Genomic DNA, 19,596 nt, shown 5'->3' with positions numbered 1-19,596 from the left:
TAGACCCGATCGTCGGGGACCACCGACGATTGGGAGAAAGCATGTCTACTCGCTTCGCGACATTCGCGATCACAGGCACCACCGCGCTGTTGGTCGCGGCTTGCGGCTCGTCCAATAACTCAGGCACGGCGTCGCCTTCTCCGGCGGCGTCGGCGCCACCGTCATCGAGCGTCGTGGCGTCCCCGACGACCACCGCGCCGACGCCACCCAAAGGTGAGGCCCAAGTCCGCGGACTGATCGCGTCTGTCGCGGGCAACACGGTTCAGGTGACGCAGCAATCCGGCACGGCCACGGTGGATTTCACCACTTCCACCAAAGTCACCGAGTTGACCCCGGCTGCGTTGACCGACGTCACCGCGGGCACCTGTATCAGCGTCCGTTCCAAGGGTGACGGCCAGCCGGTTACCGCGGCGGCGGTGCGGGTCAGCCCTGCCGCCGACGGCAAATGCCCGGAGGGGAAGGAACCCGCGCCCACCACGCCGGCCCCGTCCGGGACACCCACGACTGGGCCGGCGCCACACGCGGCGCTGCGGGGCACGGTGGCCTCTGTCGCCGGTAACACCATCACGATCAATACCTCCGGCGCGACGCAGACGGTGACCGTCACCGACAAGACGAAGTACACCAAGGAAACCGCCTCAACCTCGCAGGCGATCGCTCAAGGCAAGTGCGTCGCCGCGCAGGGCAGTCAGAATGGCGGCGCACTGCAGGCAACGACGATCAGCCTGCGAACCGCCACAAACGGCAAGTGCTTCGAAGGCGGCGGCCCGCACCGCCGCTGAGCGCGGCGCGGGCGGCACCCGTGTAAGGATGTGTCATGGATGTCCGCGTCCGCAACAATGTGCATCTCCTCGGGGTCGACGACGCCCCGACCGTGGTGCTAGCCCACGGCTTCGGCTGCGACCAGGAGATGTGGCGACGCGTTACGGCGCCCCTGAGCGAGCGTTTTCGGATCGTGCTGTTCGATCACGTTGGCTCGGGTAGCGCCGACCCGTCAGCGTGGGACCCGGAGCGGTACGCCAGCCTCGACGGCTACGCCGAGGACATCCTGGATCTGGCTGCCGCCTTGGAGCTGAAAGATGCTGTGTTCGTTGGACATTCGGTGGCGGCGATGATGGGAGTGCTGGCCGCCGCCGCTCGTCCCGACGTCTTTGCCAAGTTGGTGCTGGTTACCCCTTCACCGTGCTACATCGACGACGCCGACTACCACGGCGGCTTCTCCCGCGCCGACATCGACGATCTGCTCGATTCGCTGGAAAGCAACTACCTGGGCTGGTCGCGTGCCATCGCCTCAACCATCGCGGGCAACCCGGAACGTCCCGAACTGTCCGCCGAACTCGCCGAGACCTTCTGCCGAACCGACCCGGCCTGCGCAAAAGTTTTCGCGCGCACGACATTTCTAGGCGACAATCGCGCGGACTTATCGAAGGTCTCGGTGCCCACCCTGATCCTCGAGTGCGCTGACGACGTCATCGCCCCGAGTGGGGTCGGCGCCTACGTTGCCCAACAGATCTCCGACAGCAAGCTGGTCACCCTGCCGACGTCCGGCCACTGCCCGCAACTCAGCGCTCCCGAAGCTACCGCGACCGAGATCGCCTCGTTCGTCGCCGGCAGCCCATGACCGGCTACGAGCCGGAGGAATTCTTCGACAACGCTCCGTGCGGGCTGCTGTGCGCGGCGCATGACCGACGCATAATCGCGGTCAACCGGACTCTGGCCGAGTGGCTGGGATCGCCGGCTGAGGACCTCATCGGCCGACGATTCACCGAGTTGTTCAGCGCCGGCGCGCGCATCCATTACGAGACCCACTTCGCGCCGTTACTCGAGGTCAACGGCGCAGTCGCGGAGATGGCGATCGATTTGCTGACGACCGACGCAACTCGACTGCCGGTGCTGATCACCGCAAACATAGAGGGTGCCCCAGCCGGCTCAGACCGGGTCATCCGGATGGCAATCCACGATGCCCGCAAACGCCGCTCCTATGAACGCGAGTTGCTCGACGAACGGCGTCGCGCCGAAGCTGAGCAGGCCCGCGCAGAACTGCTGTCCGCTACCTTGCAGCGGTCGCTACTTCCGCCATTGCTAACCCCGCCCCCGATGCTGGAGGCAGCGGCGCACTATCACGCAGCAACTGACGATGTGGGCGGCGACTTCTACGACCTGTTCCCGTTGTCCACCGACACCTGGGGGTTTTTCCTCGGCGACGTCGCGGGCAAGGGTGCCCCCGCGGCGGTCGTGACCTCCCTGACCCGCTACACGCTGCGGGCGGCCGCGGTTATCAATGCCGATCCCATCTCGGTTCTACATACCCTGAACAGCGTGCTGATGCAGAATCTGCCCGGCGCCGCGACAGCATTCGCCACCGTCATATTCGGCACGTTGACACCAACCCGCGACGGTGTCGACGTCCGCCTCGCCGCCGGTGGGCACCCACCCGCGTTGCTGCTTCGATCAGACGGTGAAGTCAGCGAGATAAGCACCGCCGGCGGCCAAGCAGTGGGAATGCTGCGCAAACCGACTTTCGTCGAGGCCAGGATAACGCTCGGTGCCGGCGACACCTTGGTGTTCTACTCCGACGGACTGACGGAGGCGCGCACCGGAAAAGGACCGCACCGCTACGACGACGAGGGCGCCCTGCTGCTTTTCGCACGCGCGCACGCGCCGTCCACCGCTCCAGGAATCACAGCGGCCTTGCGCGTACTACTCGACGAACTCGGCCCCGGAGTGGAGGATGACGTCGCCTTGCTGGCGCTCGGGGTTCCCAGCTAGACAGTGAACCCGAGTGCGCGCAATTGCTCCCGCCCGTCCTCGGTGATCTTGTCGGGACCCCACGGCGGGTTCCAGACCCAATTGATCTTGATCTCGTCGGCCAGGCCGCTGCCCACCAGCGCCGAGCGCGATTGGTCCTCGATGACGTCGGTCAACGGACACGCCGCCGAGGTCAGAGTCATGTCGATCAAAGCGATGGTTCCCTCGTCGCCTTTTTCCAGATTCAGGCCGTAGACCAGGCCCAAGTCGACGACGTTGATCCCGAGTTCCGGGTCGACGACGTCGCGCATTGCCTCTTCCATGTCGGCGAGCAGCAATTCCTCGTCCTGCCCACCTTTTTCAGCTTCGGGCGCCGTGGTCTCGCTCATCTATTAACCTCCTCGAACGCCGCGTGGGCCTGGGCAAGTGCATCCTTGAACGCCATCCACCCGAGCAGCGCGCATTTCACCCGCGCCGGATATTTGGATACTCCTGCGAACGCTACTCCGTCGCCGATGACGTCCTCGTCGCCCTGCACATTTCCGCGGGAAGAAACCATCTCGGTGAACGCGTCGATTGTCTTGAGTGCCTCGGGGACGCTTTGCCCGATCACCTGGTCGGTCAGCACGGATGTCGATGCCTGGCTGATCGAACAGCCTTGTCCGTCATACGAGATGTCCTCGATGCTCGCACCGTCAGCGGAAAGCGCGACCCGCAGCGTGACCTCGTCCCCGCAGACCGGGTTCACGTGAAAAACCTCGGCACCGAACGGTTCTCGCAACCCGCGGTGATGCGGGTGCTTGTAATGGTCCAGGATCACGTCCTGATACATCTGCTCGAGACGCAACTCAGTCGCTCCCAAAGAATTCCAGGGCCCGACGCACACCGGCTACCAGGCGGTCGACCTCTTCAGCCGTGTTGTATGCCGCAAAGGACGCGCGCGCGGTGGCAGCCAACCCGAACCGCCGGTGCAGTGGCAATGCGCAGTGGTGTCCGACGCGAACTGCGACGCCTTCGTCGTCGAGCACCTGCCCGACGTCGTGGGCATGGACTCCGTCCACGATGAACGACACCGGCGATCCGCGATCCACCATCGAGGTGGGCCCAACGATGCGCACGCCCTCGATGCCGGATAAGCCATCAATCGCTTTGGCCACCAAATCACGCTCGTGGGCCTCGACGGATTCCATCCCGATCGCACCCAGGTACCTTGCGGCGGCGGCAAGTCCGACCACCTGAGAGGTCATCGGCGTGCCGGCTTCAAAGCGTTGCGGGGCGGTCGCGTAGGTAGAGCTCTGCATCGTGACCGTCTCGATCATCGATCCGCCGGTGAGAAATGGCGGCATCGCGTTGAGCAGGTCGCGACGGCCGTAAAGTACGCCGATTCCGTTGGGGCCCAACATCTTGTGTCCGGAGAACGCGGCGAAATCGACGTCGAGCGCATGAAAATCAACCGGCTGGTGCGGCACCGACTGGCAGGCGTCCAGTACCGTCAGCGCGCCAACGGCTTTCGCGCGGGACACCAGCTCAGCGACCGGCGCCAGCGCACCGGTCACATTGGAATGGTGAGTGAAGGCAACGACTTTGACATTCTCGTCGAGTTGCAGGGAGTCCAGGTCGATGCGGCCATCATCCCCGTCTCCGGAGGTCACGCCGTACCAGCGCAGGGTGGCCCCGGTACGCCGGGCCAACTCCTGCCAGGGGATCAGGTTGGCGTGGTGTTCCAGCTCCGTCGTGACAATCACGTCACCGGGTCCGACGGCATGCTCGAAGCGACTGTCGCCCAGCACATATGACACCAGGTTGAGCGATTCGGTCGCGTTCTTGGTGAAGACAAGTTCGTCGGAGTCGGCTCCGACGAAAGCCGCGATGTCGGCACGCCCCTGCTCGTAGGCGTCGGTGGCCTCCTCCATCAGCTGGTGCGCACCACGATGCACCCCGCCATTGGAGGTGAGGAGAAACTCGCGCTCGGCATCCAGAACCTGCAGTGGTCGCTGGGATGTCGCCCCGGAATCCAAGTACGCCAACTGGTTTCCGCCGCGCATGATGCGCTTCAGAATTGGGAAGTCAGCACGAATCGCCGCCAGGTCCAGCGGAGTCACGGGGGCAACCACTGCTACGCCCCCGCGGCCGCTTGAGTGAAGCGTTCGTAGCCGTTCTGCTCGAGTTCGTCGGCCAGTTCCGGCCCACCCGATTGGGCGATCCGACCACCGACGAACACATGCACGTATTCCGGGCGGATGTAGCGCAGGATGCGGGTGTAGTGGGTGATCAGCAGGACGCCGGCATTCTCGGCCTTGGCAAAGCGGTTCACGCCGTCGCTGACCACCCGCAACGCGTCGACGTCCAGCCCGGAGTCGGTTTCGTCGAGAATGGCGATCTTGGGCTTGAGCAGCTCGAGTTGCAGGATCTCGTGCCGCTTCTTCTCGCCACCGGAGAAGCCCTCATTGACGTTGCGCTCGGCGAAGGCCGGGTCGACATCGAGCGCGGCCATCGCGGCCTTGACCTCTTTGACCCAGTGCCGCAGTTTGGGCGCCTCGCCTCGGATGGCAGTGGCGGCCGTGCGCAGGAAATTCGACACCGACACGCCGGGCACCTCGACCGGGTACTGCATGGCCAGGAACAGTCCGGCCCTGGCCCGCTCGTCGACGCTCATCGCGAGCACGTCTTCGCCGTCCAACGTGATGGATCCCGATGTCACCACATACTTGGGGTGCCCAGCAATCGCGTAGGACAGCGTGGACTTGCCGGAGCCGTTGGGCCCCATCAGAGCGTGTGTCTCGCCGGATTTCACCGTCAGGTCGACGCCCTTGAGGATGGGAATCTCGCGCTCTCCATCGGTGGCGTTCGGGTTGTTGACGCTGACGTGCAGGTCTTTGACTTCCAGAGTCGTCATGAGGCTGTAGATCTCGATTCCGTGATTTCCAGTTCGTGTTCGATTGCTGCGGTGAGTCGCTCCCGTATGTCGGGCACCGCGATCTTGGAGATGATCTCGCCGAAGAAGCCGCGGATCACCAACCGTCGGGCCTGCTCTTCGGGAATCCCGCGAGAGCGTAGGTAGAACAGTTGCTCGTCGTCGAAACGCCCGGTGGCACTGGCGTGTCCGGCGCCTGCGATCTCGCCGGTTTCGATCTCCAGGTTGGGCACCGAGTCTGCTCGTGCACCGTCGGTCAAAACCAGGTTGCGGTTCATCTCGAAGGTGTCGGTGCCGGTAGCTTCGGCGCGAATCAGTACGTCGCCAATCCAGACCGTGTGCGCATCGGGCAGTTTGGAGGACGGATCCCCTTGCAGCGCACCCTTGTACAGCACGTTGGACTTGCAATGGGGCTGGGCGTGGTCGACCAGCAGTCGCGATTCGAGGTGCTGACCGTCGTCGGCGAAGTACAGACCCAGCAACTCCGCATCGCCGCCGGGTCCGTCAAAGCGCGCGGTGGCGGTTATCCGCACCACCTCGCCGCCGAGCGTGACGGTGACGTGGCGTAACACCGCGTCTTTGCCGAGTCGGGCATGCTGCGCGCTGAGGTGCACAGTGTCGTCCGCCCAGTCGGCGATCCAGATCACGGTGAGCCGGGCGGCATCGCCGACCACGAATTCCACGTTGTCCGCGTACGTTCCGCTGCCCCGGTGGTCGATGACGACGACCGCCTCGCTGAGTTCCTCGGCCCGGATCTGCAGATGGCCGTAAGCCACCGCGCCTTCGCCCGGTCCGGTGACGGTGATGTTGATCGGGTCGGGGACCCGCGTATCGCGCCCCACCGTGACCAGTGTCGCGGCGTTGAACGCCGAGAATGCCTGTGCGGCAACACGATCAGCGGGAACGCCGGCCTGCCCCAGCCGCTCGTCGCCGCGGCGAACCGTCTCGATTCGGACCCCGTCCTGCTCGGCAACGGTGACTTTGGCGCTACCGGTTGCAACCGCGGAGCCGTCGTGCAAGCCACGCAACCGCTTCAGCGGGGTGAACCGCCAGAGTTCGTCGCGACCGTGCGGCACCTCGAATGCGTCGACATCGAACGACGCAAACAATTCCCCTTTATTCAGCGCAGCGCCGGTGGATGTCGGATTGTCAGCGCGGGTCATCCGACCGCGCCCTCCATCTGCAACTCGATCAGCCGGTTGAGCTCCAGTGCGTACTCCATCGGCAGTTCCTTGGCGATCGGCTCGACGAATCCGCGCACCACCATCGCCATGGCCTCGTCCTCGGTCATCCCGCGGCTCATCAGGTAGAACAACTGGTTCTCGCTGACCTTCGAAACCGTGGCCTCGTGACCCATCGTGACGTCGTCCTCACGGATGTCGACGTAAGGGTAGGTGTCGCTGCGGCTGATCGTATCGACCAGCAGCGCATCACATTTGACAGAGGAGCGCGACCCATGTGCTCCTTTGTTCACCTGAACCAGACCGCGGTAAGAGGTGCGGCCACCGCCGCGCGCCACCGACTTGGACACGATGTTGCTCGACGTGTTGGGCGCCAGGTGCAGCATCTTGGCACCGGTGTCCTGGTGCTGGTCCTCGCCGGCGAACGCGATCGACAGCACCTCACCTTTTGCGTGCTCGCCGGTCATCCAGACCGCCGGGTACTTCATGGTGACCTTCGAGCCGATGTTGCCGTCGACCCACTCCATCGTCGCGCCCGCTTCAGCGCGAGCCCGCTTGGTGACCAGGTTGTAGACGTTGTTCGACCAGTTCTGGATGGTCGTGTAACGGCAACGGCCACCGGGCTTCACGATGATCTCGACCACCGCCGAGTGCAGCGAGTCCGACTTGTAGATGGGCGCGGTACACCCTTCGATGTAGTGCACATAGGCGTTCTCATCGACGATGATCAGCGTGCGCTCGAACTGGCCCATGTTCTCGGTGTTGATCCGGAAGTAGGCCTGCAACGGAATGTCGACGTGCACGCCCGGCGGCACGTAGATGAAGCTGCCGCCCGACCATACGGCCGTGTTCAGCGCGGAGAACTTGTTGTCGCCGGCCGGGATGACGGTGCCGAAGTACTTCTTGAAGACGTCCGGGTGCTCGCGCAGCGCCGTGTCGGTGTCCAGGAAGATGACGCCCAGCTTCTCCAGGTCCTCACGGATGGAGTGGTAGACGACCTCGGACTCGTACTGGGCAGCGACACCGGAGACCAACCGCTGCTTCTCGGCTTCCGGGATGCCCAGCCTGTCGTAGGTGTTCTTGATGTCCGCGGGCAGATCGTCCCAGGTCGCGGCCTGCTTCTCGCTGGAACGCACGAAGTACTTGATGTTGTCGAAGTGAATACCTTCGAGGTCGGAACCCCAGTTCGGCATCGGCTTCTTGTCGAAGATGCCCAGCGCCTTGAGTCGGATGTTGAGCATCCACTCCGGCTCGCTCTTCTTTGCGGAGATGTCACGCACCACCGCCTCGGACAACCCGCGCTGCGCGCTGGCGCCCGCGACATCGGAGTCAGACCAGCCGTAGCCGTACCTACCCAGGGAATCAATGGTCTGTTCCTGGGTGAGCGGCTCAGCGGTCCGTGCAGCCTCGAGTGTCATTGGGACGCTCCTTCGGTTTTTGTATTGGCTGGGCGCGGGCTGGGCGCCTGAGTAAGCGGTACATGGGTGGTACAGGCACAGTCGCCGTTGACGATGGTCGCCAACAACTGCACGTGGGTGCCGAGCACGTCGGACATGGCCTGCTGCTCGGCTTCGCACAACTCCGGGAATTCCTCGGCTACGTGGGACACCGGGCAGTGATGCTGGCAGATTTGCACACCTTTGATCGGCCCGCCCACCCGGGTAGTGGTGGCGACATAGCCGGCCTTGCTGAAAGCTCCGGCGATTCGCTCGGCGGCGGCCTCGAGCGCGGAGTCGTCGGGGCCCTCCACGCCAGCGACATCGGCGAGGATCGCGTCGATACGGCGCCGGGCGAAAGTCTTCACCGCATCGTTGCCGCCGATTTCACGCAGTTGCCGGATCGCGGCAGCAGCCAAGTCGTCGTATGAGTGGTCGAGTTTTGCCCGGCCCGCCGCCGTCAGCCGGTAGCGCTTCGCCGGTCGTCCACGTCCCACCTGCTGCCATGCTGCGGCGGCCACGGATTCGGCGTCACCGGCCTCGATCAGTGCGTCGAGGTGACGTCGCACCCCGGCGGCCGTGAGGCTCAGTCGGTCGCCGATCTCGCTGGCCGTGATGCTTCCGGACTCGAGCAGCAGGCGCACGATGGCCCGTCGGGTGTGTCCATCCGAGCCTGCACCAGCGGCCGGAACGGCAGCATCAAGCTCGGTTCGGATTTTCACAACACCAGTGTGACGCAATTCCAGCAGGACTTCCAGGAAGGGTGCCCTACATAGGGGGTTGGGTTGGTCACAGCACAAGCCGCTGGCGATCGCCGTTAGGCTCCACTGATGGCAGCCCGCCACCACACATTGAGCTCGTCGATCGCCAGTCTGCATGGCGACGAGCAGGCGGTGGGCAAGCCACTCAACGCCGCCGAATTCACCGCGATGAAGCGCACCCGGCTTTTCGGTGCCACCGGAACCGTGCTGATGGCAATCGGCGCGCTGGGCGACGGGGCCAGGCCGGTCGTGCAAGACCCCACTTTCGGGGTGCGGTTGCTGAATCTGCCGTCGCGCATCCAGACGGTGTCGTTGACCATGACCACCACCGGTGCGGTGATGATGGCGCTGGCCTGGTTGATGCTAGGCCGATTCGCGTCGGGTAAGCGCCGGATGTCGCGCGGCGAACTGGATCGCACGCTGGTGTTATGGATGCTGCCACTGCTGATCGCCCCGCCGATGTACAGCAAGGACGTCTACTCCTACCTGGCCCAGAGCCAGATATCGCTGGAAGGGCTCGACCCCTACCGGGTCGGCCCGGCCTCCGGCCTGGGCCTGGGGCACGTGTTCACGCTCTCGGTGCCCAGCTTGTGGCGCGAGACGCCGGCGCCCTATGGACCGCTGTTCTTATGGATCGGGCGGGGCATTTCGGCGTTGACCGGGGAGAACATCGTCGCCGCGGTGCTATGCCACCGACTGGTGGTGCTGTTCGGTGTGGCGCTGATCGTGTGGGCGACCCCACGACTGGCGCGGCGCTGCGGTGTCGCCGAGGTCAGCGCGTTGTGGCTGGGCGCCGCCAATCCGCTGCTGTTCATGCACCTGGTCGCCGGCATTCACAACGAGGCGCTGATGCTCGGACTGATGCTCACCGGCGCTGAGTTCGCGCTGCGCGGTCTGGACTCTGACGACCCGCTGAAGCCCAAGTCGTGGCGAATCGGCCCGGACTGGCGGCCGTTGGGGCTGCTGCTGGCGGGCTCGGTCCTGATCGCGCTGTCGTCGCAGGTGAAACTGCCGTCTTTGCTGGCGCTCGGCTTTGTGACGATGGCGCTGGCCTACCGCTGCGGCAGCACCTTCAAAGCCTTCCTGCTGTGCGGATTCAGCATGGCGGGGCTGTCGCTGGCCGTCATGGGCATCGTCGGCTGGGCCAGTGGGCTCGGGTTCGGCTGGATCTACACACTCGGTACCGCCAACGTGGTGCGTAGCTGGATGTCACCGCCGACGCTGCTGGCCCTGGGGACCGGGCAGGTGGGCATATTGCTGGGCCTGGGCGACCACACCACCGCCGTGTTGTCGCTGACCCGTGCCATCGGCGTGCTGATCATCATGGTGATGGTCTGCTGGCTGTTGTTCGCCGTCTTCCGCGGGCGTCTGCACCCGATCGGCGGCCTCGGTGTCGCACTGGGCCTGACGGTGCTGCTGTTCCCCGTCGTGCAGCCCTGGTATCTGCTCTGGGCCATCATCCCGCTGGCGGCCTGGGCGACGCGCACCGGATTCCGGGCCGCAGCTATCGCCGTCACCCTCATCGTCGGAATCTTCGGGCCGACCGCCAACGGTGACCGCTTCGCGTTGTTCCAGATCGTCGATGCCACCCTGGCCAGCGCTTTTATCGTGGTGGTGCTGATCGCGATGACCTACCACCAGCTGCCGTGGCGACCGCTGCCGGAAGAGGACGTCACGCCCGCGCCCAAGCCGGAAGCCCCCGCGATACCCGCCGGCGCGGCGACAGTGCCAGAGCCCGCAAAGGCCACCCCGTCTCCTGAAGCCACACCCGACGCCTACGCTGATTCCACGTGAGCTCACTCCCCCAAGACCGCGAGATCGTGGTGCGGCTACGCGGAGTATGCAAAAAGTACGGGGCGACGACGGCCGTGGCCGGCCTCGATCTCGATGTGCATGCCGCGGAGGTATTCGCCCTACTCGGCCCGAACGGGGCAGGTAAGACGACCACCGTCGAGATGTGCGAAGGCTTCGTCCGGCCCGACGCCGGCACCATCGAGGTGCTGGGGCTCGACCCCACCGCCGACAACGCGAAGCTGCGCCCCCGCATCGGCGTGATGCTGCAAGGCGGCGGCGGCTACCCGGCGGCCCGCGCCGGCGAAATGCTCAATTTGGTCGCGTCGTACGCCGCCGACCCGCTGGACCCGAAATGGCTGCTCGACACTCTGGGCCTGACCGAGGCCGCCCGCACCACCTACCGGCGGCTCTCCGGCGGGCAGCAGCAGCGACTGGCACTCGCGTGCGCCCTGGTTGGGCGGCCCGAACTGGTGTTCCTCGACGAACCCACCGCCGGCATGGACGCCCACGCCCGGCTGCTGGTGTGGGAATTGATCGATGCGCTGCGCCGCGACGGCGTCACCGTGGTGCTGACCACCCATCAGCTCAAGGAAGCCGAGGAACTGGCCGATCGGCTGGTGATCATCGATGACGGGGTGACCGTCGCCGCGGGCACGCCGGCAGAGCTGATGCGCAGCGGCGCCCAGGATCAATTGCGGTTCAGCGCCCCGCCACGCCTCGACCTGACGTTGTTGGAGTCCGCGCTGCCGGAGGACTACACCGCCACCGAAGTGACTGCGGGCGAATATCTGGTTGAAGGTGCGGTGGGCCCGCAGGTGCTGGCGACGGTGACGGCGTGGTGTGCGCAGATCGACGTGCTGGCTACCGACATGCGCGTCGAGCAACGCAGCCTCGAGGATGTGTTCCTCGAACTCACCGGCAGGAAGTTGCGGCAGTGATGTCTGAGACCACCGATTCGTTTCCGGCAGGCACTTTCACCCCGGACCCGCGGCCCAGTGCGGTGTCCCGGATGCTCGCCGCCCAGTTCTCCCTGGAGTCGAAGCTGCTGCTCCGCAACGGCGAGCAGTTGCTGTTGACGATGTTCATACCGATCACGCTGCTGATCGGTATGACGCTGCTGCCGCTGGGTTCGTTCGGCCCGCATCGCGCGGCCGTGTTCGTGCCCGCCATCATGGCGTTGGCGGTCATCTCCACCGCGTTCACCGGGCAGGCCATCGCGGTCGCGTTCGATCGCCGCTATGGGGCGTTGAAGCGACTCGGCGCAACTCCCCTGCCCGTCTGGGGAATCATCGCCGGCAAGGCGCTCGCGGTTGTCTTCACGGTGTTCTTGCAGTCAATCATCCTGGGCGCCATCGGTTTTGCGCTGGGCTGGCGACCGGCGCCGGCTGCGCTGGCGTTGGGTGCCGTGGTCATCGCGTTGGGCACCGCGGCCTTCGCGGCGCTCGGACTGCTGCTCGGCGGCACCTTGAAGGCTGAGATCGTGTTGGCGCTGGCCAACCTGTTGTGGTTCGCCTTCGCCGGGTTCGGTGCGCTGACCCTCGAGACGAACATGATCCCGACCGGGATCAAGTGGGCGTCGCGCGTGACACCGTCGGGAGCGCTGACCGAGGCGCTGTCACAGGCCATGAGTTTGTCGGTGGACTGGTTCGGGTTGGGCGTGCTGGCGGTGTGGGGCGTCGTCGCGGCGTTGGCCGCGCGGCGCTGGTTCCGCTTCACCTGATCTCCGCCGCTGACTCTGCGTCCAGGGCGCAATAGTTCGAGTGAGATGCGACCCCAGCGCAGAGTCAACCCGGATGCCGTTTCTACTACGCCTCGTAGTTGTCGCTACGATCGGGCGGTGGCCGTCGGACGAGTGCTCATGCGGGTGGTGGACCTGCTCCCCGACCCCAGCCTGCGTGTCCAGCGGCTGATCGCCGCGGCCGTCATCCTCACCCAGGGCGGCATCGCGGTCACCGGCGCTATCGTCCGCGTCACTGCGTCGGGACTGGGCTGCCCAACCTGGCCGCAGTGCTTTCCGGGCAGCTTCACCCCGGTGGCGGTTGCCGAGGTCCCGCGCATCCACCAGGCCGTCGAGTTCGGCAACCGGATGATCACCTTCGGCGTGGTTCTCACCGCAGCGCTGGCCGTGCTGGCAGTCACCCGGGCACGACGGCGACCCGAGGTGCTGTTCTATGCCTGGCTGATGCCCGCCTCGACGGTGGTGCAGGCCGTCATCGGCGGAATCACCGTGCGTACCGGCCTGCTGTGGTGGACGGTGGCCATCCACCTGCTGGCATCGATGACCATGGTGTGGCTGTCGGTGCTGCTGTACGTCAAGATCGGCGAACCCGATACCGGCCAAATCGAGCAGCGCGTCGCCACGCCGCTGCGCATCCTGACGGTGCTCAGCGCGCTGAACCTGGCCGCAGTGCTGGTGGCAGGCACTCTGGTGACCGCGGCGGGACCACACGCGGGCGACAAGAGCCCGAGCCGGATAGTGCCGCGCCTCAAGATCGAGGTCACCACCCTGGTGCACCTGCACTCGTCGCTACTGGTCTCCTACCTCGCCCTGCTGGTTGGGCTGGGTTTCGGGCTACTGGCGGTGCACGCGGAGCGGGCCACCATGCAACGACTCGGCGTGCTGATCGCCCTGGTGCTCGCGCAGGCCGGCGTCGGCACGGCGCAGTTCTACACAGGGGTGCCCGCGTTCCTGGTCGCTATTCACGTGGCGGGCGCCGCCGCGTGCACGGCAGCCACCGCGGCGCTATGGGCGTCGATGGTCACCCAAAAATCCGAAGTTATTGACAAGATGTCAGTTACAGTGAATGCGGCAACCAGCGGGGGCTAGGAGGTCGGGATTTTGATGGGCTCCAACGAGCGCAACGTCCACGATGTCAGCTTCTTCGTCATAGAGAATCACCTGCGACAACACCGGATCTGGCCGGCTTTCGCCGTGGCGCCAGCGGGGTGGCGGGTGGTGTTCGGCGAAGCGGCGTGCGCTGCTTGTCTCGAACACATGCAGCAGCTGCGAGGGACTTCATTGCGAGAACGAGCCGAACTCGCGCCCGCCAGTTCGTAATCAGGCTTCGAGCCGTGCCCTGATACTCACAATTCGTTCGGCCAATTCGGCCTCGGTGATGATGCCCCGCGCCACCAAAGAGTGCGCCAGGGAAATCAACTGGCTCTCCGGATAGGGCAGGTCCGCGTAGACGGTCGCCGAGAGAACGTCTTCTTCGTCCCGACGCCGTTTGAAGTCCGAAACATCCGGGCCGCAGGCGGTCTGGTCCAGGGCGTCACAGAGCCCGTCCAGACTCGTCTTCCAAGGCGGCACCGGATTTTCGACGCCGTACTTCTCGGCCATTCGGGACCAGATCTGGTTGCGCTCGGCGATGTCGTGCAACGAGTCGATAGCCACCTGCTCGATCGGGACCGAGCTGTCTGTCTTGCTCAAGGATTCGGTCTCACTCACCGGCAGGATGAACGGCGGGACGGGTGTCGGTGATGACATTGGTGGTAACGCCGACCTTCGGCAACGCGACGCCGATCAAGGAGTCGCGGGTAATGATTTCGGCAAGTTGGTCCTCGGTCCAGCCGTCGGTGCCTTCGGGACGCAGCGGCAGCACCATGAACCGGTGCTTCTGATTGGAGTCTTCGACGCGGACCTGTATGTCGTCGCCGAGATAAAGCCCGAACTCCGCCAGCACCTGCCGCGGCCATCGGACCAAGCGTCGCCGGTAGTTGGGTGTGCGGTACCACTCGGGCGAGTTGCCCAGAATCGGCCGCGGGTAGCACGAACACAGCGCGCACACGATGACGTTGTGCAGAGTGGGTGTGTCTTCCAGGATCTGGAACGCGGTGAAGTCGCTGGGAGTGCCGAAGCCGGTGGGGTCCAGCCAGTCGACGCCCACCGCTTTGCTGGCGGCCATCGAATCGTTCACCGCGAGTTCTTTGAAATCCGGGTCCAGCCAGGCCCGCGCTACTAGTCGGGCCGCCGGGGTCGGGCCGATCTGCTCAGCGAACTCGGTGAATCGTCTGTGCTCCTCTGCGGTGAAAAGTCCTTTCTCGATACACAATTCACGCAGCGCGATCTCCAGCACCTCGAAGTCGGTGATCTCGTCCACCATGGGTGCGACGGTTCGCTCATGATCGTGCTCGTGCTCGTGGTCAGTCATGTCAGCCCTTCTGAGTTAACTGGCGGCTTCGAGCCAGCGCTCGGGAATCTCGGTCTGCAGCGTGTCGGTTGCCGTGCCGGTATAGCCGTGCCACAGCTCGGATTGATTGAACCGGACGATGTAGAACCACTCCGCCGCGGCGTCGGGACGGTCCCAGGTCTCGTCTTCGGCCGCCGGGCTTTCGTATGCGACAGAGGCGATCTCGCCGGTGGCTCCCTTGCAATACTCCGGGGTGCGGGTATACAGCAGCGCCGGTAGATCGCGGACCGCTACCGCGTCGCCGACCTGAAACCTCGGTTCGCCGGCCTGTCCGGCGTAGATCTGCGGATCACCCTTGCCAACCGCGTGCTTGTGGTGCGCGTTGCGCTTGACCTGCGATCCGTCACCTTCGAACTTGGGGCTGGCCTCGAGCGTCTTACCGTCGAGGCCGCCGCTATAGCGGGCCTTGACCTCTGCCATTCGCTCGCTGAGTTCGCCCAGGCTGATGTGATGCTTTTCCACCAGGACACGAGCTACTGCCCAGAGCCAACGACCGTAATACGGGAACCCCAAGTAGACCGCCCGCCCGACGTCGACGTTGCCGATCCGCCGCCGCTCCTCCGACAACCAGATTCCGCGCCAGCCGAGCACCTCGCAGATGACGTAAGTCATGTGCTCCCACACCTCATACTGCTTGTTCTCGTACTTCATCGGTGCGTCTGGTTCGCCACCCACGTCGTGGTTGGTCTTCATATAGGCCCAGAACCGATCGTGATCGATGAGGTCCGGAGTCGGAGCATCGGGAAGCTCGGGAAAGGCGGACTTGAGACGAGCGACCAGATCCAGCTGGATTGCCCGTTCCTCGGCAGTACTCATGAACGCACCTCGCTGCTGGCGGGATAGTTCTTGCACGCTCGACTATACGGTGCCACAGCGATTTTGGAGTTTGTGCGCCACCGCGACGCTAGGGATGTCGATGCGAGAACGGGCCTAGCCCGAGCCGCTGCACAGCCGACTCGACGCCCAGCGCAAACTCGCGCTGGGCGAGACTGCGGGTGGCGCCGTCCAATCGCCGCCAGCCCAGCGACGGAGCTACCAGTTGCAACTCCAACACGCGCGCACCGACGAGATGCACCCGCGCGTAGAGCAACTCGCCAGGAGCAACGTCCAGCGCTGCGGCGCCGACGTCCCACAGTTCGAAGTCGGCGTCGCCCTGATGCAGACCACGATCCTGCGTGACGAACGCATGCGACGGTTTTCCACCGAGGAAGACCAGCACCGTTTCGGGTTCCGACCCGCCGGACTGCACCACGACACCCTGGCCTGCCCCTTGGCGGGCCGCGACGTGTTCGGCCGCCGCCGATTGGTCACTGAACCGCCGCGTGCCGGCGCCGACGCTGGGGCCGACGAAGACGTGTCCAGACCCCGGCAGCACGACCCGCTCGCCGGGTCCGTATGTCTCACCGGGCACGGTCGGCACGCCCCGATCTGCCAGGTCATCGAGGTAACCGCGATCGGCGTTCCACGCGACGACGGCGGATGGGTTGAGCAGGTTCGGCACGCCTGCGGCCCACGTCAGGAAGTCGTCGATGCGCTCGGCGAAGTCGCCGGCGTCGCGCAGAATCACCAGGTGCGCACCCGCGACTTCCGGGTCATCCCAGGACAACCACCGGGCATGCAGGCCGCGGTGTCGCAGCGCGGCCACCAAGTCGGCGTCGTCGCCGCCACCCGCAACGTGTTGCGGATTACCGGCCAGCACGATGCGCGGGTGGAAGACGTCCGGACGGGCGAGTTTCATGCTCGTGCATGATATCCACCGTGCGCGCGATCGAAGTCAGCGAAACCGGCGGTCCTGAAGTCCTTGGCTACAACGACCTGCCGCAACCCAGCCCGGACCACGGCGAGCTACTGATCAAGTCGGACGCAATCGGCGTCAACTTCATCGACACCTATTACCGCTCGGGGCAATACCCCCGTGCGCTCCCCTTCGTCCTCGGCTCCGAGGTGTGTGGGACCGTTGCGGCGATCGGACCCGGGACCGACGCAGCCGGCATCAGCGTCGGCGACCGTGTGGTGAGCGCTTCGGCAATTGGCGCGTACGCCGAATTCTGCGTTGCGCCAGCATCTTTGACCGCGAAGGTACCTGACGACGTCACCTCCGAGGTCGCCGCTTCCGCCCTGCTGAAAGGGCTGACCGCGCACTATCTGCTCAAGTCGGTCTACTCCGTGCAAAGCGGAGACAGCCTGCTGGTGCACGCCGGGGCCGGCGGTGTTGGACTGCTCCTGACGCAGTGGGCGACCCACCTCGGCGCCCGCGTCATCACCACCGTCTCGAACGAGGCGAAAGAGCGCCTGTCCAGGCAGGCCGGGGCCGCCGAAGTGCTCGCCTATCCCACTGATGCCGACGGGTTCGGCCGACAGGTCCGCGAACTCACCGGGGGCGCCGGAGTGGCTGCGGTGTACGACGGTGTGGGTGCGACCACGTTCGACGCCAGTCTCGCCAGCTTGGCCAAGCGCGGAACGCTGGCGTTGTTCGGCGCCGCCAGCGGACCCGTTCCCCCGCTGGACCCGCAACGCCTGAATCGAGCCGGTTCGGTGTACCTCACTCGACCGACGCTGGCCGACTTCATCCGCACCGCACAGGAATTCAACTGGCGGGCCGGCGAATTGTTAGACGCGATCGGCAGCGGCGCCGTGCGGGTCGAGGTCGGCGGAACTTATCCGCTGGCCGAAGCCGTACGAGCCCACACCGACCTGGAGGGCCGTAAGACCACCGGGTCCGTCGTGCTGCTCCCCTAGCGCTCCTGGTTGGTGCCCCACTTACCGGGCAGCAGCGGCACCGTCGGACCGCCGCCGATGTCATCGGCCAATTGGGTCAACCCGGCGGCGGCTTGTGCGCGGCGGCGTTCAAATGCAGTCCCCGCGAACCCGAACTTCCCCGCGCCCGATTCCGAAGCCAGCACTTGGGGCACCGCATCCGCGTCGCCATCAGGTTCCACGTCGATGTACTCATCGGCATAGGCCCGCAGCGGCTCGTCCTGCTTACGCCGCCGCCGTGACCGCCGCCGCGCGGCCGCCGCGGCTGCTGCCGCGGCACTGTCCTGAGCGGGCGCCTTGGCCTGGGCGCTCGCGCTGCTCCTCGTCTTCGACCCCGAATCGAAGCCTATAGCGGGACCGCCACCAGCGATGGCAAACGGGAAGAACCCCGGACCCGCCGGCGCGGACGGTGGCGCCGGCGAACTGGGAGCCGTACCCGCCGCAGACGCCGGAGCCGCCGTGCTCGTCGCACTGACCGTCGTGGCGACAGTCGGGGCGACCGCCACCGCAGGCGCCGCGTGCGCCAGCGCCGCAACCGGAGCCAGGGCCGGCACAGCGGCGGCGGCCGGAATCTCGGCAATCGGCACTGGCAGCACCAGCAGTGCAGCCGCCGAAGCAGCCGCCGCGGCCGGAAGGGACGAGAGCACCGAGTACAGCGGCGACGTCGCGATAGCTACACCCAGCACCGGGTGCAACGACAGGTAGGTCACGATCTGCAGTGGCGTCAGGGTGGCGAGCCCCTGCAGGACCGACAGCGGATTGGTCAGCAGCGCGTACTGAAACGCCTGGAACTCCTGGCCGTAGAGGAATCCTCGAGTGACCCAGTAGACCAGTGAACCCGGGGTGGTGTAGCCCTCGTATGGGATTCCGTTGATGGTTCCCGCCGCGGGATCCCAATTCATCCCACCGAGCCTCAGCAGCTGCTGGTAAGCATCCTGCGGGAGGCGCTGGATCTGCTGAAAGATCTGCTGCACCAACTGCGCTACCTGCTGCAGCGGATCGGCGGCAGCACTGGCGCCGGTTTGAGGTTGCCCTTCGGACTTCACGATCTGCGGAGCCGCCGCGGCCGGCGGAGCCGAAGCCAGGGCGGCGTCCGAAACCGCCTGATACGTCGTCATTGTGGCGGCCGCCTGAACCCACATCCGCACGTAGTCGGCCTCATTGAGGGCGATCGGAATGGTGTTGATCCCAAAGAAATTCGTCGCCACCAGCGCTCCGTGCGTGACGTGATTGACGGCCAACTCCGGCAGTGTCGGCATCGCCGCCACCGCCACGGTATAGGCCGCAGCCGCCGTCTCGTGCTGGGCGGCGACAATCGCGCTATCCGCGCCGGCCTGCGTCAACCAGGCGACGTAGGGCGCGTGCGCCGCCACATACGACTCCGCGCTCGGACCGTCCCAGGATCCGGACTGCACCGAGGCCAACACATCAATGAGTTCTTCCACTATGGAGGCGTATTCGGCGCTCAACGAGTTCCATGCCGAAGCCGCGGCCAACAATGACCCCGGTCCCGGACCGCTACTCAGCAATGCCGAATGCACCTCTGGAGGCGAAGCCATCCAGATGGGTGCGCTCATGGATCAGCCGGTGGTAAACCGATACCGAACCGTCAGTGCCCCCCGGCACGCACAGGATGTGTCCAGACCTTTCGATACGACAATTGACGCCATGCCAGACACTCCTCCCTGAAAAGGGCGACCTTCGAACGCGCTTCAAAAATGGGCTGTTACACACAGATCCGATAACGCGACGGGGCGTCTCGCAAATCGAGATAGGACCGCGGCCTGCCACCTGGCGGCCTGAAAGGAAGCGGAC

21 protein-coding genes are annotated in these 19,596 nt (G+C 65.5%); 9 read left to right on the top strand and 12 right to left on the bottom strand.

What is annotated here, in order from left to right:
• Nucleotides 1-41: 41 nt before the first annotated feature.
• From ACZY1I_RS30840 to ACZY1I_RS30830, 3 genes are read left to right on the top strand one after another with little or no spacing between them, the layout of a single operon-like run.
• Nucleotides 42-782 carry a DUF5666 domain-containing protein gene (locus tag ACZY1I_RS30840; RefSeq protein WP_463761323.1) on the top strand — a complete coding sequence of 247 codons (741 nt, stop codon included), beginning with the start codon at nt 42-44 and terminating at the stop codon, nt 780-782.
• A 35-nt stretch (nt 783-817) separates the two neighbouring features.
• A complete protein-coding gene (locus tag ACZY1I_RS30835; RefSeq protein WP_463761322.1) occupies nt 818-1,621 on the top strand; it encodes an alpha/beta fold hydrolase in 804 nt (267 codons plus the stop codon).
• On the top strand, nt 1,618-2,769 hold the full coding sequence (locus tag ACZY1I_RS30830; protein ID WP_463761320.1) for a PP2C family protein-serine/threonine phosphatase: 1,152 nt from the start codon (nt 1,618-1,620) through the stop codon (nt 2,767-2,769). Before ACZY1I_RS30835 ends, ACZY1I_RS30830 begins: the two co-directional genes overlap by 4 nt.
• Here the strand turns inward: ACZY1I_RS30830 and ACZY1I_RS30825 are convergent.
• Genes ACZY1I_RS30825 through ACZY1I_RS30795 form a run of 7 tightly spaced genes read right to left on the bottom strand, consistent with a single transcriptional unit; the run spans nt 2,766 to nt 9,037 of the window.
• Nucleotides 2,766-3,137 carry a metal-sulfur cluster assembly factor gene (locus ACZY1I_RS30825; protein ID WP_463761318.1) on the bottom strand — a complete coding sequence of 124 codons (372 nt, stop codon included), beginning with the start codon at nt 3,135-3,137 and terminating at the stop codon, nt 2,766-2,768. The genes ACZY1I_RS30830 and ACZY1I_RS30825 overlap by 4 nt on opposite strands.
• Nucleotides 3,134-3,580 (bottom strand): Fe-S cluster assembly sulfur transfer protein SufU, encoded by a 447-nt coding sequence (sufU, locus tag ACZY1I_RS30820; RefSeq protein WP_463761412.1) that lies wholly within the window; start codon nt 3,578-3,580, stop codon nt 3,134-3,136. Before sufU ends, ACZY1I_RS30825 begins: the two co-directional genes overlap by 4 nt.
• Before the next feature lie 16 nt (nt 3,581-3,596).
• Entirely contained in the window at nt 3,597-4,862 is a 1,266-nt protein-coding gene (locus ACZY1I_RS30815) for a cysteine desulfurase (RefSeq protein WP_463761316.1), read from the bottom strand.
• A gap of 2 nt (nt 4,863-4,864) precedes the next feature.
• Nucleotides 4,865-5,644: a Fe-S cluster assembly ATPase SufC gene (gene sufC, locus ACZY1I_RS30810; protein ID WP_463761314.1), complete on the bottom strand. Its 780-nt coding sequence runs from the start codon at nt 5,642-5,644 to the stop codon at nt 4,865-4,867.
• Entirely contained in the window at nt 5,641-6,825 is a 1,185-nt protein-coding gene (sufD, locus tag ACZY1I_RS30805) for a Fe-S cluster assembly protein SufD (RefSeq protein ID WP_463761312.1), read from the bottom strand. The genes sufC and sufD overlap by 4 nt, the downstream gene beginning before the upstream one ends.
• Nucleotides 6,822-8,261 (bottom strand): Fe-S cluster assembly protein SufB, encoded by a 1,440-nt coding sequence (gene sufB / locus ACZY1I_RS30800; protein WP_463761311.1) that lies wholly within the window; start codon nt 8,259-8,261, stop codon nt 6,822-6,824. Before sufB ends, sufD begins: the two co-directional genes overlap by 4 nt.
• Entirely contained in the window at nt 8,258-9,037 is a 780-nt protein-coding gene (locus tag ACZY1I_RS30795; protein WP_463761411.1) for a helix-turn-helix transcriptional regulator, read from the bottom strand. Before ACZY1I_RS30795 ends, sufB begins: the two co-directional genes overlap by 4 nt.
• A gap of 72 nt (nt 9,038-9,109) precedes the next feature.
• Between ACZY1I_RS30795 and mptB the strand changes: the two genes are divergently transcribed.
• The 5 genes from mptB (at nt 9,110) to ACZY1I_RS30770 (ending at nt 13,892) form a co-directional block, all read left to right on the top strand.
• A complete protein-coding gene (gene mptB, locus ACZY1I_RS30790; RefSeq protein ID WP_463761309.1) occupies nt 9,110-10,834 on the top strand; it encodes a polyprenol phosphomannose-dependent alpha 1,6 mannosyltransferase MptB in 1,725 nt (574 codons plus the stop codon).
• The gene (locus ACZY1I_RS30785) at nt 10,831-11,772 is read left to right on the top strand and encodes an ABC transporter ATP-binding protein (protein ID WP_463761307.1); all 942 of its coding nucleotides are present in this window, start codon (nt 10,831-10,833) and stop codon (nt 11,770-11,772) included. Before mptB ends, ACZY1I_RS30785 begins: the two co-directional genes overlap by 4 nt.
• Nucleotides 11,772-12,554 carry an ABC transporter permease gene (locus ACZY1I_RS30780; protein ID WP_463761306.1) on the top strand — a complete coding sequence of 261 codons (783 nt, stop codon included), beginning with the start codon at nt 11,772-11,774 and terminating at the stop codon, nt 12,552-12,554. Before ACZY1I_RS30785 ends, ACZY1I_RS30780 begins: the two co-directional genes overlap by 1 nt.
• Nucleotides 12,555-12,692: 138 nt before the next feature.
• On the top strand, nt 12,693-13,661 hold the full coding sequence (locus ACZY1I_RS30775; protein ID WP_463761410.1) for a COX15/CtaA family protein: 969 nt from the start codon (nt 12,693-12,695) through the stop codon (nt 13,659-13,661).
• A gap of 15 nt (nt 13,662-13,676) precedes the next feature.
• Nucleotides 13,677-13,892: an MbtH family NRPS accessory protein gene (locus ACZY1I_RS30770; RefSeq protein ID WP_463761305.1), complete on the top strand. Its 216-nt coding sequence runs from the start codon at nt 13,677-13,679 to the stop codon at nt 13,890-13,892.
• Here the strand turns inward: ACZY1I_RS30770 and ACZY1I_RS30765 are convergent, their stop codons facing one another.
• The 4 genes from ACZY1I_RS30765 to ACZY1I_RS30750 form a co-directional block, all read right to left on the bottom strand.
• Entirely contained in the window at nt 13,893-14,174 is a 282-nt protein-coding gene (locus tag ACZY1I_RS30765) for a thiocyanate hydrolase (RefSeq protein WP_463761409.1), read from the bottom strand.
• Between the two features lie 100 nt (nt 14,175-14,274).
• A complete protein-coding gene (scnC, locus tag ACZY1I_RS30760) occupies nt 14,275-14,985 on the bottom strand; it encodes a thiocyanate hydrolase subunit gamma (protein WP_463761303.1) in 711 nt (236 codons plus the stop codon).
• A 15-nt stretch (nt 14,986-15,000) separates the two neighbouring features.
• A complete protein-coding gene (locus ACZY1I_RS30755) occupies nt 15,001-15,840 on the bottom strand; it encodes a nitrile hydratase subunit beta (protein ID WP_463761302.1) in 840 nt (279 codons plus the stop codon).
• 88 nt (nt 15,841-15,928) lie between these two features.
• The gene (locus ACZY1I_RS30750; RefSeq protein ID WP_463761300.1) at nt 15,929-16,762 is read right to left on the bottom strand and encodes an ATP-grasp domain-containing protein; all 834 of its coding nucleotides are present in this window, start codon (nt 16,760-16,762) and stop codon (nt 15,929-15,931) included.
• A 20-nt stretch (nt 16,763-16,782) separates the two neighbouring features.
• On the opposite strand from ACZY1I_RS30750, the gene ACZY1I_RS30745 reads away from it, so the two are divergent.
• Nucleotides 16,783-17,763: a quinone oxidoreductase family protein gene (locus ACZY1I_RS30745; protein WP_463761406.1), complete on the top strand. Its 981-nt coding sequence runs from the start codon at nt 16,783-16,785 to the stop codon at nt 17,761-17,763.
• On the opposite strand, the gene ACZY1I_RS30740 is transcribed toward ACZY1I_RS30745, so the two are convergent.
• Nucleotides 17,760-19,358, bottom strand: a complete 1,599-nt coding sequence (locus ACZY1I_RS30740; RefSeq protein WP_463761299.1) for a PPE domain-containing protein — start codon at nt 19,356-19,358, stop codon at nt 17,760-17,762. The genes ACZY1I_RS30745 and ACZY1I_RS30740 overlap by 4 nt on opposite strands.
• Between the last annotated feature and the right edge of the window lie 238 nt (nt 19,359-19,596).

This window comes from Mycobacterium sp. IDUB_37 (assembly GCF_055419245.1).
This window is presented reverse-complemented; position numbering and strand designations above follow the sequence as displayed.